This is a genomic window from Kribbella endophytica (assembly GCF_054781295.1).
In genome coordinates, this window is sequence record NZ_BAAGUR010000002.1 from 943,958 (window position 1) to 959,489 (window position 15,532).

Consider the following 15,532-nt stretch of genomic DNA (forward strand, 5'->3'; position numbering starts at 1 on the left):
CTCAGGCCTCCCGGACCGGAGCAGGGATCTGCTCGATGTAGGTGACACCGCTGCTGCCGTCGCCGCGGCGGAAGTGGTCGGCGATCCGAATGTTGCCCCGGGCATCGAACTCGGGGATGCTGAGGCACTCGCCGCTGACCACCTCACCGGCCGCGGTGAGCAGGCAGTACGCGGCCCGGATCGAGCCGTCGTCCTGCAGGTGCCCGACCAGCCGGCCGCTGCGCAGCGTGCCGCCGGCGTAGAACTCGGCCCAGACCAGGTCGTTGTCGCGGTGGTACTGCCCGTACGGCGCGCCGCCGGCCGGATCGTCGACCACGAGCCGGAACCAGACGCCGTCGACGTCCGGGACCACCGGGTGCTCGGAGGCTGCGGCGGTCACCACTGCACCGCGCACAGCTCGTCGGAGATCGGGTAGATCTCCCGGTCGAACATCGAGTTCAGCACGATCGCGGCGCGGACCGGCAGCTGGGTCAGACCGGCGTTGGTCAGGCCGTGGCTGTACCGGCTGGCGTTGAACGAGTAGATCCGGTGGCCGTTCATGCCCTTCCAGCGCACCGAGTAGTCCGGCTCGACCAGCATCTCGCCGTCGTCGTCGTAGTCGATCCGCTCGCGCAGGTCGTCGCTGAACGGCGCCTGGACGTGCTCGCGGCCCGCGGCGACGACGACGTGCCGTACGTCGTGGTGCTCGGGGGTGACCGTGGTCGAACAGTTCAGCCGCAGCAGGCCGTCGGCGAGCAGCTCGGACGACAGGACGTCGCGGCCCGGCAGCAGCGTGACCGGGAACCGGCCCAGCGTCAGCAGACCGTCGTAGTTGCCCTGGTAGAGCGCCCGGAGCCCACCAGGGGTGATCGCGTCGCCGCTGTAGCGGGAGTCGACGATCATCTCGCGCCGCTTGCTGCGGTTCAGGCCCTGCAGGAACTCGATGTGCGACGGGCGGTAGAGCTCGTTGGCCATCGGGGAGTCGTCGATGCTGCGGAACCACTGGTTGCGGCCGAGCCACCGGATGTCGGTGAAGCCCGAGCCGAGCAGGCGCAGCACGCACTCGAGCCCGGTCTGGCCACCACCGACGACCGCGATCGGGTCGGCCTTGTGCGGCTCGAGGTCGGGCATCCGGACGCCGAGCTCGTCGGCGATGAACGCCCGGCCCGACGGCAGGTTGCGGACGTACTCCGGCCAGACCGGCCGGGTGCCCAGGCCGAGGACCAGGTGCTCGGAGACCGCGACCGGCGTACCGTCGACGGACACCTCGAAGCCGTCGTCGGTGATCGCGATCGAGTCCACCCGCGAGCTGAAGTTCACCACGCCGAGGCGTTCGGTGGCCCAGGCCAGGTAGCGCTCGTACTCGATCCGGGGGAGCGAGTCGAACTGGGAGTTGATCAGCGCGTAGAGCCGACCGGATGTGACCAGGTAGTTCAGGAACGTCAGTTCGTGCCGGGGGTCGACCAGGGAGACCAGGTCCTTCATCCAACCGGTCTGCATCCGGACACCCGGGTAGAGCAGCGGCGTGTGCCAGCCGGCCACCGGCCGGGAGTCGAACAGGGCCAGCTTCTCCGTGGTGACGTTCTTGTAGAGGGCGGCCAGCGAGAGGTTCGACGGCCCGGCTCCGATCCCGATCGTGTGGTACCGGGTCAAGCCGGCGGCGTCGCTGCTTCGTCTGGTGCCTGGTTCCATGATGGTCATGCGCTTGTTCTCCGTCCGCGAAGTGGTGGTGCGCGTGTTCGTTCCGGTGCCGAGCAGCGTGTTCGCTGCCGTCCGGCTAGCGGCCAGCGCGGTTTTCACGCTGCCGCCGGACCCACCGGTGAAGGTGAAGAGCCGATGGGTGCTGCCGAGGACCGACCAGAGGGTCAGTACCGGCGGATCGGCGTAGCAGTCGGCGTTGGTGACCGTGTGCGCGGTCTCCGAGAGCCGAAGGTGTGGCAGCCGCTCACCCGCGAGCCGGACGGCTTGGGCCGTCAGGTCGTGGATCGGTGCGCTGCTGCCGGGCGGGACGGACCAGCGGTGCGTGTCGACGCCCAGCAGCAGACCGCCGTCTGCCGTCGGGCGCCCGTACAGGTCACTGGTCTCGTCGACGAACATGGTCGGGAGGGCTCCCGCCACGCGGTGCACGGCGACCTGGATCGCCTTCGTCCGGTACTGGTCGGCCGGCAAGGCATTGCCGGTGAGCAGTCCGGGCGTCCACGGGCCGGCCGCCACCACGACGACGTCGTACCGGTCACTGCCGCCGGGTGTGCGGCAGGTGACCGAGCCGTCGGGGTGAGGTACCAGCCCGAGCACAGGGCCGGTGACGACCCTGCTGTTCTCGGAGCGGGCCAGCTGGTCGATCACCAGGGCCCGCAGTTGGTCGGGCCGGATGAACCCGGCCCGCTTCTCCAGTACGCCGACCGTCCCGTCCGGGAGCCCGTGCCAGCCGAGGCGGCGCAGCGCGCTCCCGTCGACGAGCTCGGTGGACCCGGGGTGCACGTGCTCCACCTCGGCGACGGCGTCCTCCAGCCCGTCGTACCCGGTCATCAGGTACGTCGAACCGGTCTCGGTGTAGCCGGCCTGGTCCAGCAGGCCGGGCGTCTCGAACAGCTCGGCCAGGCTCTCGACCGCGAGCCTGCGCTGCTCCGGATGGGTCTCGAAGCCCCGGACACCGCCACCGGACGCAGCGGTGGCGTCAGGTCCCGGTACGCCGGTGACGAGGTCGACCTCGACCCCGGGGTAGGACCGGAGGCGCCAGGCGAGCAACGTGCCGGCGATCCCGGCTCCGATCACGCAGATCCGCATCGGCCTACTCACCGGACCCGGTCAGCGCCGTCAGCAGGTGACCGGTGTCCCGGACGCCTCCTTCGAGCAGCTCGATCAGGCTGCGCGCGGCCAGCGCCGGGTCGAACCCCGCCGGGCGCAGAGCGGCCTCACCACGGGCCAGTTCGCGCGCGGCGAGCGCCGGATCGAGCGTCTGCCCGACCTCCCGCCCGTCGGCCAGCAATGGCTTCACCCGGTCGGTGAAAGCCTGGAAAGAATGCCAGGTGAAATCGCTGCGATAGCGGTCCGGCCGGTCCCACGCAAGGTACAAACGAACGATTGACGGGTCTTCCTTGTGCAGCAGTTCGTTCGCCCAGATCGCGTGATTGCGGCTGGTCGAGAACTTCGCGCCGTCGAGGGTGTAGAACTCGTTCACGACTAGTCCGGAAAGCGGCAGTTCGGTCATTCCGCAGGCCGCCCAGAGCGCCTGCCAGTAGACGGCGTACCAGTACGCGTTGTCGAGACCGAGGAAGTGCCACAGCGAGTCCACCCGGCCCAGCGCGGCCAGGTAGCCGGGCAGATCGGTGGCCGTCGGGTCGACCGCCCGGGCGATGTTCGCGAGGTCGGTCAGCGCGACCTCGGTGTACGCCCCGATCCGCAGACCGGTCAGTTCCCGGTCACCCTCGATGCCCCAGTTGGTCGGGTAGGCCAGCGCGATCTCCGGCAGTCCGGCCGCCAGTTGCCGACCGATCAGAGCCCGTACGGCGGGCGGCAGCTGTGCCCTCAGCCAGACGGCGGTGAGCTGCTCGCGGTAGTCCTCCATCCGCAGTACAGGCACTTCCGCCTGGAACGGGCGAGGCGCACCGCCGCAGCGGCCGCAGACCGGATCGACCATGGTGTCGACCTGGGTGAAGCCACCGCACACCTCGCAGGCGCCACCGGCGGCGGGCGAGTGGCAGCCGCCGCAGAGCCCGTTCAGGTAGGACTCGTGCAGCGTCCGGTCGCAGTCCGCGCAGGCGTACAGGGTCACCTCGCGCAACGGTGCCGCGCCGCTCGTGACCAGGTGGTTCATCAGGTCGCGGATGACCGGCGCGTGCTCGTCGGCCAGCGGGTCGCTGAAGCGGTCGTAGCCGATCCGTGCCTGCTGGTAGGTCTCCTGCATGCCGGCCCGGAAGTCGGCCATCATCACGCCGACCTCGACGCCCTCGAGCTCGGCGCGGGTCAGGACGTAGTTCTGGTGGACGTCCAGGCCGCTGGTGACGACGACCTGCTCGCCACGGGCCCGCGCGGCCCGGGCGGCGATGTCCGCCGCGACGTAGGGACCGGACAGGTGCCCGACGTGCAGCGGCCCGTTCACGGTCGGCTGGGGAAAGGTGTAGACGGTGACCGGATCAGTCATGGCCGACTGCCACGGCCTCGACCGATCTCTCGGCCAGCACGGCTGCCGCGGCGGTGGCGGCCTCGGGGTACCAGTAGGCGCTGAAGACCATCAGGGCCTCGTCGGCCGACCGGTTCTGGACGACGTGCGCTTCCTTGCTGTCCAGCAGGAACGCGTTGCCGTGCGGGACCACGGTCTCGGTGCCGCCGACCAGGACGTGCGCCGTACCGGCCACGACGATCGACAGTTCGAGCTCGGGGTGCTGGTCGATCGGGCTCTCGTCGCCCGGGGGCACCGAGTACCACATCGCCTGGAAAGGCATCGTGGACCCGAGGCCGTACTGCTCCCAGCGGACCACGCGAAGATCGTTCACGAAAAGGCTCTCGCCGGTGACCACATCGAATGTACGCATGCTTCACTACCCTCCGTAGCCGCGTGTGCGCGCAGCTCGAGAAGTGTGCAGGAATGAAGGTACGGACAAGACGCGTATTCAGCCTTGGATGAGCGCCCAGCAGCACGCGGCGGCGTACGACGTGGGCGAAACCCGGCGACCCCCCAGTCTCCGTGGCGGAAAATATAGGGAAGGTCACGCTCGGAGTAAAGGGGAGTACGCAACGAATTCCCCAAAAGGCGTAACCGCACCGGAAATCATTCGTTACGCACATCCGCCGACCGCATTCCGTGCCGGTTCAGGCACGCAAAGCGATCGGTTGGTTGAACTTGGTCAGACCTGCCCGGGGAAGGCCGTGGGCCTGCCGCCCCAGACCAGTTGCTCACGCGACGTCGCGATCAGCGCCTCGATCGCGAAGGTCCGGGTCCGGTCCTGCTCGGCGGCCTCGACCAAGTCGCCGTACACGGCCGCCAGCCGGCGTTCGAGGCCGAGGATCAGGGCGGTCGCGGTGGCCGCGTTGGTGACCGGTTGTGGCAGGTCGTACGCCGGTTCGGCCGCGGCCGGGGTCTCGCCGCCCTCGATCAGCAGGTCGGCCAGCTGGTCGCGCCGGGACCGGTGCCGCTCGTACAGAGTGGTCGCCGCGCCGAACCGGGCACCGCTGAGCTTCCCGCCGGCCACGCCCACGCCGTACAGGGCCGCGTGCTCACCGGCGATCGCCGCCTGCAGGGCTTCGATCTCGGTCACGTACCGGCCTTCTTCTTGGGAGTCAGGGTGGCGGCGAGCTGGCTCTCGGAGGCGGCGATCATCGCCAGCACGCGAGCGGCCTGGCCCGTGAGCTTGCCGGCCGCGGTGGCGTGGGCGACGGACAGCTTCTGCTCCCGCGCCGCCAGATCAGCCAGTACGGCGGCCGACGCCTTCGGCAGCGGCGGTAGCTTGCCGGGCTGCGGCGGCTCGGTGCCGCTGAGCTCCTTGAGCTTGGCGGCGTGCGCGGCGTGGCTCTGGACCGCCGGGGCGAGCTGGGTGCGCAGAGCGGGCAGTGCCTGGCCGGCCGCGCTCACCCGCAGTGCCAGCTGCGCGACCTGGGTGGCCGCGGCGGTCAGAGCGGCCACGACCTTCGGGTCGGTGCTCGGTGCGGGCGGCTGGACCGATCCGTCCGGCCCTTCCGAGGCGCCCGGAGTACCGGTGGCCGGCTTGTCGTCGTCACATCCACTGACCAGTACGGCGACGCCTGCCACCACCAGGGCAGCACGGCGGGACAAGTGGACGGGGGCCTCCGGCATGGCCGAAACCCTATCGGCTCCCCAGCTCGGTCGAGCCGTTGGTCAGGACAACGTCGTGGGCCGGATAAGGTGGGCTACTGCCCTGCGGATCGGGGCAGAACGGGTGCACAACTGGAGAGAGGCAGGTTTACCTGTGAGCCGAAAGACTGACCACACGGACACCACGAGCCTCGAGAACTTTCTCCGGCCGATCGTCGCGCAGTTCGGCTGCGACCTGGAGGACGCCGAGATCACGCAGGCCGGGAAGCGCCGCCTGCTGCGGGTGCTGATCGACCGCGACGGCGGGATCAGCCTGGACGACGTCGCCGAGGTCACCCGCGCGATCTCCAAGGCGCTGGACGCCGACGACATCATGGGCGGCGGCGCCTACACGATGGAGGTCTCCAGCCCCGGGGTCGACCGGCCGCTCACGCAGCCGCGGCACTGGCGGCGCAACCTGACCCGCCTGGTCGCGGTCACGCTGGAAAGCGGCGACAAGGTCACCGGACGGGTCACCACGGTCACCGAGGAGACCGCCGAGCTGGACGTCAAGGGCCGGACCCGCACGGTGAAGTTCGCCGACGTGGTCAAGGCCAAGGTCCAGATCGAGTTCAACCGGCCGGCCGGCAAAGACGAAGAAGTCCTGGAAGACCACGAAGAAGACGACGCCGAGGCTGCTGACGGCACGGTGGAGGAGAACTGATGGACATCGACATGGCCGTCCTGCGCTCGCTGGAGCGGGAGAAGGACATCGCCTTCGACGTCGTGGTGGAGGCGATCGAGCAGGCCCTGCTGGTCGCGTACCACAAGACCGAGGGCGCCCAGCAGCACGCCCGTGCGGAGCTGGACCGCAAGAGCGGGCACGTCACGGTGACGGCCCGCGAGATGGACGACGAGGGCAACCTCGTCCGCGAGTTCGACGACACCCCGGCCGACTTCGGCCGGATCGCGGCCACCACGGCCAAGCAGGTCATCCTGCAGCGGCTGCGTGACGCCGAGGACGAGGTGCGGTACGGCGAGTTCTCCGGCAAGGAGGGCGACATCGTGTCCGGCATCGTCCAGCAGGGCCGCGACCCGCGGTCGGTGATGGTCGACCTGGGCAAGATCGAGGCCGTGCTGCCGGCGCCGGAGCAGGTGCCGGGGGAGAAGTACGAGCACGGCTCGCGGCTGCGGGTCTACGTGGTCGGGGTCCGCAAGGGCTTCAAGGGCCCGCAGATCACCGTCTCGCGCACGCACCCGAACCTGGTCAAGAAGCTGTTCGCGCTGGAGGTGCCGGAGATCGCCGACGGCACCGTCGAGATCACCGCGATCGCCCGTGAGGCCGGCCACCGGACCAAGATCGCGGTCCGCACGCTGAACCCCTCGGTGAACGGCAAGGGCGCCTGCATCGGCCCGATGGGCCAGCGGGTGCGCAACATCATGCACGAGCTGCACGGTGAGAAGATCGACATCATCGACCACAGCGACGACCCGGCGACGTTCGTCGGGAATGCGCTGTCGCCGGCGCAGGTTTCATCAGTGGAGGTCGTCGACGCTGCCGCGCGCGCCGCGCGGGTCGTCGTACCGGACTACCAGCTCTCGCTGGCGATCGGCAAGGAAGGGCAGAACGCCCGCCTCGCCGCCCGGCTGACCGGGTGGCGAATCGACATCCGGCCGGATACTGATGTGACTCGTGGGGACGAGAAGGTAGACTGACTTCTCGGTCGGTCGACTGAGTCGTCACCACACCCTGAGGAACTGTGACAGAAACTGCAGACGCGCGCCCTGAGAAGGTTCGGGAGCGTACTTGCATCGGGTGTCGGAAACGGGACAGTCCGACCGGCTTGCTGCGGATGACGGTGTCCGGAGGATTAGTTCTCCCGGATCCCGCGCATCGAGCACCTGGCCGTGGGGCGCACTTGCACCCGGTGACCGGGTGTCTCGACCTCGCCGAGCGGCGCAAAGCGTTTCCCAGGGCCTTCAAGGTCCCGGGACCGCTTGATCTGAGCCTCGTAAGGGCACAGGTCGAGAAGCAGTAGCACCACAGCACCACCAAGTGCGGCCGCCCGGCCGCCCGCGGCATGAGCCGCGACGACATGAAGGCGGGTCATCGACTCATGACCACTCGATGAGTGTCGAACGATGAGTGCAATGCGATGAGCATGTACGTCAACTAACGGTCCGCGCCCCCAGGCTCGGACCAGAGGGAGAGTAGTGGCAAAGGTCCGGGTCTACGAGCTCGCGAAAGAGCTCGGAGTTACCAGCAAGGTCGTCCTGACCAGGCTGAACGACATGGGAGAGTTCGTCCGATCGGCGTCTTCGACGATCGAGGCACCCGTAGTCCGTAGATTGGCGGAGGAGTTCGAGAAGAACCCGCCGAAGAAGCGCGCGGCCAAGAAGGCCGCCGCCAGCACGTCCGCTGCGCCGCAGGCGACCGCTCCGGTCACCCCGGCGGAGCCCGCCGCGAAGGTGGCAACCCCTGCCCCCGCGGCACCCGCCGAGCGCGTTTCCGCGCCGGCCGCCGAGGCCGCTCCGGCCCCGGCAGCACCGAAGGCTCCCGAGGTCTCCGCCCCCGCGGCCGAGGCTCCGGCTGCTCCGGTCACCGAGGCTCCGGCCAAGGAGACCAGCGCTCCGGCCGCTGGTGCCACTCCGGCACCGGCTCGTCCGGGTCCGCGTCCTGGCCCCCGGCCCGGTCCGCGCACCGAGGCTCCGGCTCCGGCCGCTCCGGCGACCACCGAGCCGGCTTTCGAGGCTCCGGCCGCGCAGGCCACCCCGGCTGCTCCGGTTCAGGCTGAGGTTCCGGCCGCGTCCGAGGCTCCGGCCTCGTCCGGCCAGCCGACGCAGGAGCGGGCCGCTGAGGCTCCGGCCGCTCGCGCACCGCGTGAGGACTCCCGTCCGGCACCGCGTCCCGGTACGCCGGGCTCCGGTCCGCGTCCGGGTTCGTCCCCGCGTCCGGGCGGTTCCGACCGTCCGGGTTCGAGCTCCGCGCCGCGTCCGGGTGGTGCTCCCCGTCCGGGTGGCGCCCCGCGTCCCGGTGGCGGTCGTCCGGGTGGACCCGCGGCCGGTGGACCTGGTGGTCCCCGTCCGGGTGCTCCGCGTCCGGGCAACAACCCGTTCAGCTCGACCCAGGGCATGCAGCGCGGTGGCGCCCGCCCGGGTCAGGGTGGTGGCGGTTCGCAGGCACCGGCAGGCGCGAGCCCGGCCGGCATGCCCCCGCGCCCGCCGCAGGCCCGTAGCGGCGGCGGCAACGACCGTCCGCGTCCGGGCGGCGTACCGGGTGCTCCCCGGCCGAACCCGGCGATGATGCCGAAGTCCTCTGCCGGGACCTTCACCGGTCGTCCGTCCGCTCCGGCGGGTGGCGGCGGTGGCGGCCGTGGTCGCCCCGGTGGCGGCGGCGGTCCGGGTGGACCGGGTGCCGGTCCGCGCGGTGGCGGCGGTGGCGGTGGCGGCGGTTTCCGTCCCGGTGGTGGCCCGAGCGGTCCCCCCGGTGGTGGCGGCGGTCGTCCGGGCCCGGGCAACCGGGGTCGTGGCGGGACACAGGGTGCCTTCGGGCGTCCGGGTGGTCCGGCCCGTCGTGGTCGCAAGTCCAAGCGCGCGAAGCGCCAGGAGTTCGACAACATGCAGGCTCCGGCCGTCGGCGGCGTTCGCGTCCGCCACGGTGGTGGCGAGGTCGTCAAGCTCGCCCGTGGTGCCTCGCTGACGGACTTCGCCGAGAAGGTCGGCGCGGATCCGGCGTCGCTGGTGCAGGTGCTGTTCCACCTCGGTGAGATGGTGACCGCGACCCAGTCGGTCAACGAGGAGACCCTGCAGCTGCTCGGCACCGAGCTCGAGTACGACGTGCAGATCGTGTCCCCGGAGGACGAGGACCGCGAGCTGCTGCAGTCGTTCGACATCGACTTCGGCACCAACGAGGGCGACGAGGACGACCTGGTCAAGCGGCCGCCGGTCGTGACCGTGATGGGTCACGTCGACCACGGTAAGACCAAGCTGCTGGACGCGGTCCGCGAGGCGAACGTCGTCGCCAAGGAGGCCGGTGGCATCACCCAGCACATCGGTGCCTACCAGGTGACCACCGAGGTCGACGGCGTCGAGCGCGCCATCACCTTCGTCGACACCCCGGGTCACGAGGCGTTCACCGCCATGCGTGCTCGTGGTGCGCAGGCCACCGACATCGTCATCCTGGTGGTCGCGGCCGACGACGGCGTGATGCCGCAGACGATCGAGGCGCTGAACCACGCCCGCGCGGCCGGTGTGCCGATCGTGGTCGCGGTCAACAAGATCGACGTCCCCGCGGCGGACCCGACCAAGGTGCGCGGTCAGCTGACCGAGTACGGCCTGGTCCCCGAGGAGTACGGCGGCGACACGATGTTCGTCGACGTCTCGGCGAAGTCCCGGATCAACATCGACGGGCTGCTCGAGAGTGTCGTGCTGACCGCGGACGCGGCGCTCGACCTGCGGGCCAACCCGAACATGCCGGCCCAGGGCATCGCGATCGAGGCGAACCTCGACAAGGGCCGTGGTCCGGTGGCGACCGTGCTGGTACAGCGCGGAACGCTGCGGGTCGGCGACTCGATGGTGGCCGGTCCGGCGTACGGCCGCGTGCGGCTGATGCTGGACGAGCACGGCAACCCGGTCGAGGAGGCCACGCCGGCGCGTCCGGTCCTGGTCCTCGGTCTGACCGCCGTACCGGGCGCCGGCGACAAGTTCCTTGTCGTGGACGACGACCGGATGGCTCGCCAGATCGCCGAGAAGCGTGAGGCACGGGCTCGTGCGGCGGCCAACGCCAAGCGGCGCGCGCGTCGTACCCTCGAGGACTTCATGGCCTCGATGGAGAAGGGCGAGACGCAGGAACTGCTGCTCATCCTGAAGGGCGACGTGTCCGGTTCGGTCGAAGCGCTGGAAGACGCACTGGTTCGGATCGAGATCGACGACGAGGTCAACCTGCGCGTCATCGACCGCGGTGTCGGTGCGATCAACGAGAACGACGTCAACCTGGCGATGGCCTCCAACGCGGTCATCATCGGCTTCAACGTGCGGCCGGCGGGCAAGGCCGGCGACCTGGCCGAGCGCGAGGGCGTCGACATCCGGTACTACTCGGTGATCTACTCCGCGATCGACGACATCGAGGCGGCCCTGAAGGGCATGCTCAAGCCGATCTACGAAGAGGTCGTGCTGGGCCAGGCGGAGATCCGCGAGATCTTCCGCTCCTCGAAGGTCGGAAACATCGCCGGTTGCTGGGTGACCAGTGGGCTGGTCCGCCGCAACGGCAAGGTCCGGTTGATCCGCGACGGTGCGGTGATCGTCGAGAACGGCGAGCTGTCGTCGCTGAAGAGGTTCAAGGACGACGCGTCCGAGGTCCGCGAGGGCTTCGAGTGTGGTCTGACGGTGAACAACTTCAACGACATCAAGATCGGCGACATCGTCGAGTCGTTCGAGCTGCGCGAGAAGCCGCGCAGCTGACAAAGGGCCGTACGCCGGGATCCATCGGTCCCGGCGGCAGGTTCGCGGAGTAACGTCCGGAGCGGCGGTGTCACAGCCGCCGCTCCGGACGTTACGCATGAATGAGGGAGTGAGCCCGGATGGGTGAAGCAAGGGCGAAGCAGCTGGCCGACCGGATCCAGGTCCTGGTCGCGGAACTGCTCGAGCGCCGGGTCAAGGACCCGCGGCTGGGCTTCGTGACCGTGACGGACGCCAAGCTGACCGCCGACCTCGGCGAGGCCAGCGTCTTCTACACGGTGTACGGCGACGAGCAGGCGCGTGCGGCCACCGCGGCCGCGCTGGAGTCGGCCCGGGGGCTGATCCGCAGCGAAGTCGGCAAGGCGCTCGGCCTGCGGCGGACGCCGAGCCTGGCGTTCTTCCTGGACGCGATCCCGGAGAACGCCGGCCAGATCGAGGAACTGCTGGCCAAGGCGCGCCAGGCCGACGCCGAGGTGGCCAAGGCCGCCGCGGGCGCCAAGCCGGCCGGCGACGCCGACCCGTACAAGCGCCGCGAGGACGATGACGACGACGAGTGAGACGATCGTTGCCGACGGCATCGTTGTCGTCGACAAGCCGGCCGGGCTGACCTCGCACACCGTGGTCGCCCGCGTCCGGCGGCTGGCCGGCACCCGCAAGGTCGGGCACGCCGGCACGCTCGACCCGATGGCCACCGGCGTGCTGGTGGTCGGGGTCAACCGGGCGACCCGGCTGCTCGGGCACCTGCAGTTGGCGGACAAGTCGTACGACGCGACGCTGCTGCTCGGGGCGACGACGACGACCGACGACCGCGAGGGCTCGCTGGAGACCACTGCCTCTCCTGAGGCTCTGGCCGCGGTGAGCGACGAGGCGATCGCCGTGGCGGTCGAGGACTACCGCGGCGAGATCTCGCAGATCCCGTCGAAGGCGTCGGCGATCAAGGTCGACGGCAAACGCGCGTACGAGCGGGTCCGGGCCGGCGAGGAGATCGAGCTCAAGGCCCGCAGCGTCACGATCAGCCGGTACGACGTACTGGCGATCCGGCGGGTCGAGCAGGGGATCGAGGTCGACATCTCGGTGGACTGCTCGAGCGGGACCTACATCCGCGCGCTGGCCCGTGATCTCGGTGCGCAGCTGGGTGTGGGTGGGCACCTGACGGCGCTGCGGCGTACTCGGGTGGGCGGGTTCGACTTGTCCGCCGCGCACACGCTGGAAGCGCTGGGGGACGAGTTCGTCCTGCTGCCGATCGCCGACGTGGCGGCGGAGACGTTCCCGCGGTTCGACGCGGACGCGGAGCAGGAGATCGCGATCCGTACGGGCCGGCCGTTGGCGGGCCTGAAGTTGAGCGAGGGCGAGACGGCGATGTTCGCGCCGGACGGGACGTTCCTGGCGCTGTACGCGCCGAGCGGTCCGCTCGCCAAGCCGAGCGCGGTTTTCGTCGGTTAGCCGACAGTTCCCGCGGTGCCGTCGACGGTGACGGGTTTGCTGTCGTCCAGCAGGCTCATCGCGTCGGCGACGCCGACGACCGCGGGGATGCGCTGTTCCCGGGCGACGATGGCCGCGTGCGAGAGCGGACCGCCGATCTCGGTGACGACGGCCGCGACGACTCCGAACAGGGGAGTCCAGGCCGGATCGGTGAACCGGCAGACCAGGACGTCGCCACGGCGGACGCGGTCGAAGTCCTCGGGTCCCCGGACGATCCGGGCGGGACCGGACGCCGTACCGGCGCTGGCGGGCCTTCCGTGCAGCATCGAACGCACTCCTTCAACGGAATGTTGACAACAGTCTGTTGATGATGGACCGTTCGGGGGTGCAAAGCAACGATCACGCCGACGCCTCCCGGGAACGGCAGGCCCGGCAGCAGCTTCTCGACCTGGGCGCTGACGCGTTGGACCGGCGCCCGTGGCAGTCGGCGCCGGTGCCGCCGACGGCGGTGGACCTGATCCAGTTCTTCCTGTGGAAGGGCGCTGATCAGGAGGCCGCGCTGGCCGCGCTGAGGCTGATGTCGGCGGCGCGGGCGGAGGTCGACCAGTTGGAGACCGGGCTGCTGTTCGCGGCGCGTGGGCTCGGGCTGACGTGGGCGCAGCTGGCCGAGGCGCAGGGGCTGAACTCGCCGCAGGCGTCGCAGCAACGACTCGACCGGCTCATGGACCGAGTGCGCCCGGACGACCAGTCATGAGCCGCCCGTCGTCGCCTGAGCTGCTGACGCTGCACGCCGTACGGCTGAAGGGGATGGGCGATGAGCGGACCATCGCCGGGCGGTTCGCGCTCGATGTGGCGGTGGTGCGGGAGTTGCTGCTCGACTACCAGGCCTACGGTTGGGTGACGTGGAGCGAGTTCGCCGGGACGGGCGGGTGGTCGCTTACGCCGGCCGGGCGCGCGGAGAACGAGCGGCGGCTGGGTGCCGAGCGTCAGGACGCGGGCGACGCCGTACTGCGTGAGGTCTATCAGGAGTTCCTGCCGCTCAACGCGCGGCTGCAGCAGGCATGCACGGACTGGCAGCTGCGGCCGTCGCCGGACGACCCGATGGCGTTCAACGACCACACCGATCCGGCCTGGGACGCGCGGGTCGTGAAGACGCTGACCGCGTTGAGTCTGCGGCTGGATGAGTTGGTGGCGCGGCTGTCCGGCGTACTGGATCGGCTGGGTGGGTACGACCTGCGCTTCGCCGACGCGCTCGGTCGGGTGCCGCGCGACAACACCTGGGTGGACGGGTCGGGCAAGGACTCCTGCCACACGGTCTGGTTCGAGCTGCACGAGGACCTGATCGCAACCCTCGGGGTCGAACGCGGTCAGTAAGCTGGAGGTGTGCGTTCCCGACCTACGTTGAGCTGGACTCCCGGTCCTGAGGTGCTGGCGCTTGCGCCCGGTACGGCGGATCTCGCGCCGGTGATCGACGCGGTCGCCGCGGGCGATGCGGTCGTGCTGTCCGGGGCCGGGATCTCGACGGAGTCCGGCATCCCGGACTACCGCGGCGCGACCGGGAGCCTGCGGACGCACACGCCGATGACGTACGGCGACTTCGTCGGCAGCGAAGCGGGGCGCCAGCGGTACTGGGCGCGCAGCCACCTCGGCTGGCGGACGATCGCGCGTGCCGATCCCAACGACGGTCATCGCGCGGTCGCGACCCTGCAGGCGCGTGGCTACCTGAGCGGCGTGATCACGCAGAACGTCGACGGTCTGCACCAGGCGGCCGGCGCGCGCGACGTGATCGAGCTGCACGGCAACTTGGATCGCGTGATCTGCCTGGACTGCCACGACACCAGTCCGCGCGAGGAGCTCGACCGGCGGTTTCGTGAGGCCAACCCGGACTTCGAGGGCCAGGCGCTGCGGATCAACCCCGACGGTGACGTCGACCTGCCGGAGGAGACGGTCCGCGAGTTCCACCTCGTGCCGTGCCGCAACTGCGGGTCGCCGCTGCTCAAGCCGGATGTGGTCTTCTTCGGCGAGAACGTGCCGAAGGCGCGGGTCGATCGCTGCTACCGCCTGATCGACGAGGCCGAGTCGATGCTGGTCCTGGGCTCGTCCCTGACCGTGATGTCGGGGTTCCGCTTCGTCCGGTACGCCGCGAAGGCCGGCAAACCGGTCCTGATCATCAACCACGGAATCACCCGCGGAGACCCGCTGGCCACCCACCGGATCGACCTCCCGCTGGGCCAGGCGCTCACCGAGCTGACCGACGCCCTCGGCTGACCAGAGCGACGGCAAACACCCAGAGGTAGATCGTCTCCGCGGCCAGCCGTTCCATCAGCCCGACCGGTCCCGCTCCGCCGAGCGCCAGAACCAGTCCGGCCAACCCGGCCAGCGACAGGACGGCCGTGACGGCCGCAGCCCGCCCAGCGAACGTCCTGCGCATCGTGACCGCGCTGAGGACCAGTACGGCGACCGTCGCCAGGAACAACGGCACAGCGAGCAGCGAGTGCAGCCCGATCGACACATCGCCCGGGACGAGTGACGTCGCGATCCCGAGAACCGCGATCACCACCCACAACGCGACGAACCAGCGCGGCCGGCTCGACCAGCTCCGCAGCAGGACGCCTCCGAGACCGAGCAGCAGGTAGAGCACGACGCCACCGGAGTTGAACCAGGCATGGCGCGGTGAGCACGACTGCAGGACACCGCCGGGCCGCTGCTCGGTGGTGCAGGTCGTCCAGCCCAGGTCGCTGACCGTGTGGTGCAGGAACTCGTACGGCACGGGCCAGGCGGCGGCGACGTACAGCTGCAGACCGAAGTACGCGGGCGGGACGAGCAGCCAGAGCGCGCGCCCGGTCAGGATCGATCCCCCAGGGGTCATGTGACGCCAAGTACCCAGACCTGCGGGGACAAAAAGCGCCGGGCCGGTCCACG

Annotated in this window: 17 protein-coding genes; 9 read left to right on the plus strand and 8 right to left on the minus strand. The window is 70.2% G+C overall.

What is annotated here, in order from left to right:
- Position 1: 1 nt before the first annotated feature.
- The 6 genes from ACYVIO_RS22855 to ACYVIO_RS22880 form a co-directional block, all read right to left on the minus strand.
- Positions 2 to 379 carry a hypothetical protein gene (locus tag ACYVIO_RS22855; RefSeq protein ID WP_460652894.1) on the minus strand — a complete coding sequence of 126 codons (378 nt, stop codon included), beginning with the start codon at positions 377 to 379 and terminating at the stop codon, positions 2 to 4.
- Positions 376 to 2,766, minus strand: a complete 2,391-nt coding sequence (locus ACYVIO_RS22860; protein WP_460652895.1) for an FAD-dependent oxidoreductase — start codon at positions 2,764 to 2,766, stop codon at positions 376 to 378. The genes ACYVIO_RS22855 and ACYVIO_RS22860 overlap by 4 nt, the downstream gene beginning before the upstream one ends.
- A 4-nt stretch (positions 2,767 to 2,770) precedes the next feature.
- Entirely contained in the window at positions 2,771 to 4,123 is a 1,353-nt protein-coding gene (locus ACYVIO_RS22865) for a class I tRNA ligase family protein (protein WP_460652896.1), read from the minus strand.
- Entirely contained in the window at positions 4,116 to 4,514 is a 399-nt protein-coding gene (locus tag ACYVIO_RS22870; RefSeq protein ID WP_460652897.1) for a cupin domain-containing protein, read from the minus strand. The genes ACYVIO_RS22865 and ACYVIO_RS22870 overlap by 8 nt, the downstream gene beginning before the upstream one ends.
- Positions 4,515 to 4,826: 312 nt before the next feature.
- Entirely contained in the window at positions 4,827 to 5,237 is a 411-nt protein-coding gene (locus tag ACYVIO_RS22875) for a ferritin-like domain-containing protein (RefSeq protein ID WP_460652898.1), read from the minus strand.
- Entirely contained in the window at positions 5,234 to 5,773 is a 540-nt protein-coding gene (locus ACYVIO_RS22880; RefSeq protein WP_460652899.1) for a cell division protein FtsK, read from the minus strand. Before ACYVIO_RS22880 ends, ACYVIO_RS22875 begins: the two co-directional genes overlap by 4 nt.
- Before the next feature lie 133 nt (positions 5,774 to 5,906).
- Here ACYVIO_RS22880 and rimP point away from each other — a divergent pair, with 133 nt between their 5' ends.
- The 6 genes from rimP (at position 5,907) to truB (ending at position 12,631) form a co-directional block, all read left to right on the plus strand.
- Positions 5,907 to 6,455, plus strand: coding sequence for a ribosome maturation factor RimP (gene rimP / locus ACYVIO_RS22885; RefSeq protein WP_460652900.1), 549 nt, complete (start codon positions 5,907 to 5,909; stop codon positions 6,453 to 6,455).
- The gene (gene nusA, locus ACYVIO_RS22890) at positions 6,455 to 7,447 is read left to right on the plus strand and encodes a transcription termination factor NusA (protein WP_425839308.1); all 993 of its coding nucleotides are present in this window, start codon (positions 6,455 to 6,457) and stop codon (positions 7,445 to 7,447) included. The genes rimP and nusA overlap by 1 nt, the downstream gene beginning before the upstream one ends.
- Before the next feature lie 44 nt (positions 7,448 to 7,491).
- A complete protein-coding gene (locus tag ACYVIO_RS22895; protein WP_460652901.1) occupies positions 7,492 to 7,770 on the plus strand; it encodes a YlxR family protein in 279 nt (92 codons plus the stop codon).
- Between the two features lie 175 nt (positions 7,771 to 7,945).
- Positions 7,946 to 11,191: a translation initiation factor IF-2 gene (infB, locus tag ACYVIO_RS22900; RefSeq protein WP_460652902.1), complete on the plus strand. Its 3,246-nt coding sequence runs from the start codon at positions 7,946 to 7,948 to the stop codon at positions 11,189 to 11,191.
- A gap of 119 nt (positions 11,192 to 11,310) precedes the next feature.
- Positions 11,311 to 11,745, plus strand: a complete 435-nt coding sequence (gene rbfA, locus ACYVIO_RS22905; protein ID WP_460652903.1) for a 30S ribosome-binding factor RbfA — start codon at positions 11,311 to 11,313, stop codon at positions 11,743 to 11,745.
- Complete coding sequence (gene truB, locus ACYVIO_RS22910) at positions 11,729 to 12,631, plus strand: tRNA pseudouridine(55) synthase TruB (RefSeq protein WP_460652904.1); 903 nt, start codon at positions 11,729 to 11,731, stop codon at positions 12,629 to 12,631. Before rbfA ends, truB begins: the two co-directional genes overlap by 17 nt.
- Here the strand turns inward: truB and ACYVIO_RS22915 are convergent.
- Positions 12,628 to 12,936 (minus strand): PEP-utilizing enzyme, encoded by a 309-nt coding sequence (locus ACYVIO_RS22915; RefSeq protein ID WP_460652905.1) that lies wholly within the window; start codon positions 12,934 to 12,936, stop codon positions 12,628 to 12,630. The genes truB and ACYVIO_RS22915 overlap by 4 nt on opposite strands.
- A gap of 41 nt (positions 12,937 to 12,977) precedes the next feature.
- On the opposite strand from ACYVIO_RS22915, the gene ACYVIO_RS22920 reads away from it, so the two are divergent.
- The 3 genes from ACYVIO_RS22920 to ACYVIO_RS22930 are packed head-to-tail and all read left to right on the plus strand — an operon-like array spanning position 12,978 to position 14,878.
- Positions 12,978 to 13,364, plus strand: a complete 387-nt coding sequence (locus tag ACYVIO_RS22920; RefSeq protein WP_460652906.1) for a hypothetical protein — start codon at positions 12,978 to 12,980, stop codon at positions 13,362 to 13,364.
- Positions 13,361 to 13,984, plus strand: a complete 624-nt coding sequence (locus ACYVIO_RS22925; protein ID WP_460652907.1) for a transcriptional regulator — start codon at positions 13,361 to 13,363, stop codon at positions 13,982 to 13,984. Before ACYVIO_RS22920 ends, ACYVIO_RS22925 begins: the two co-directional genes overlap by 4 nt.
- Positions 13,985 to 13,993: 9 nt before the next feature.
- Positions 13,994 to 14,878: an NAD-dependent protein deacetylase gene (locus ACYVIO_RS22930; protein WP_460652908.1), complete on the plus strand. Its 885-nt coding sequence runs from the start codon at positions 13,994 to 13,996 to the stop codon at positions 14,876 to 14,878.
- Here ACYVIO_RS22930 and ACYVIO_RS22935 read toward each other — a convergent pair.
- Entirely contained in the window at positions 14,850 to 15,479 is a 630-nt protein-coding gene (locus ACYVIO_RS22935) for a DUF998 domain-containing protein (protein ID WP_460652909.1), read from the minus strand. The two genes, ACYVIO_RS22930 and ACYVIO_RS22935, sit on opposite strands and share 29 nt — an antisense overlap.
- Positions 15,480 to 15,532 lie beyond the last annotated feature (53 nt).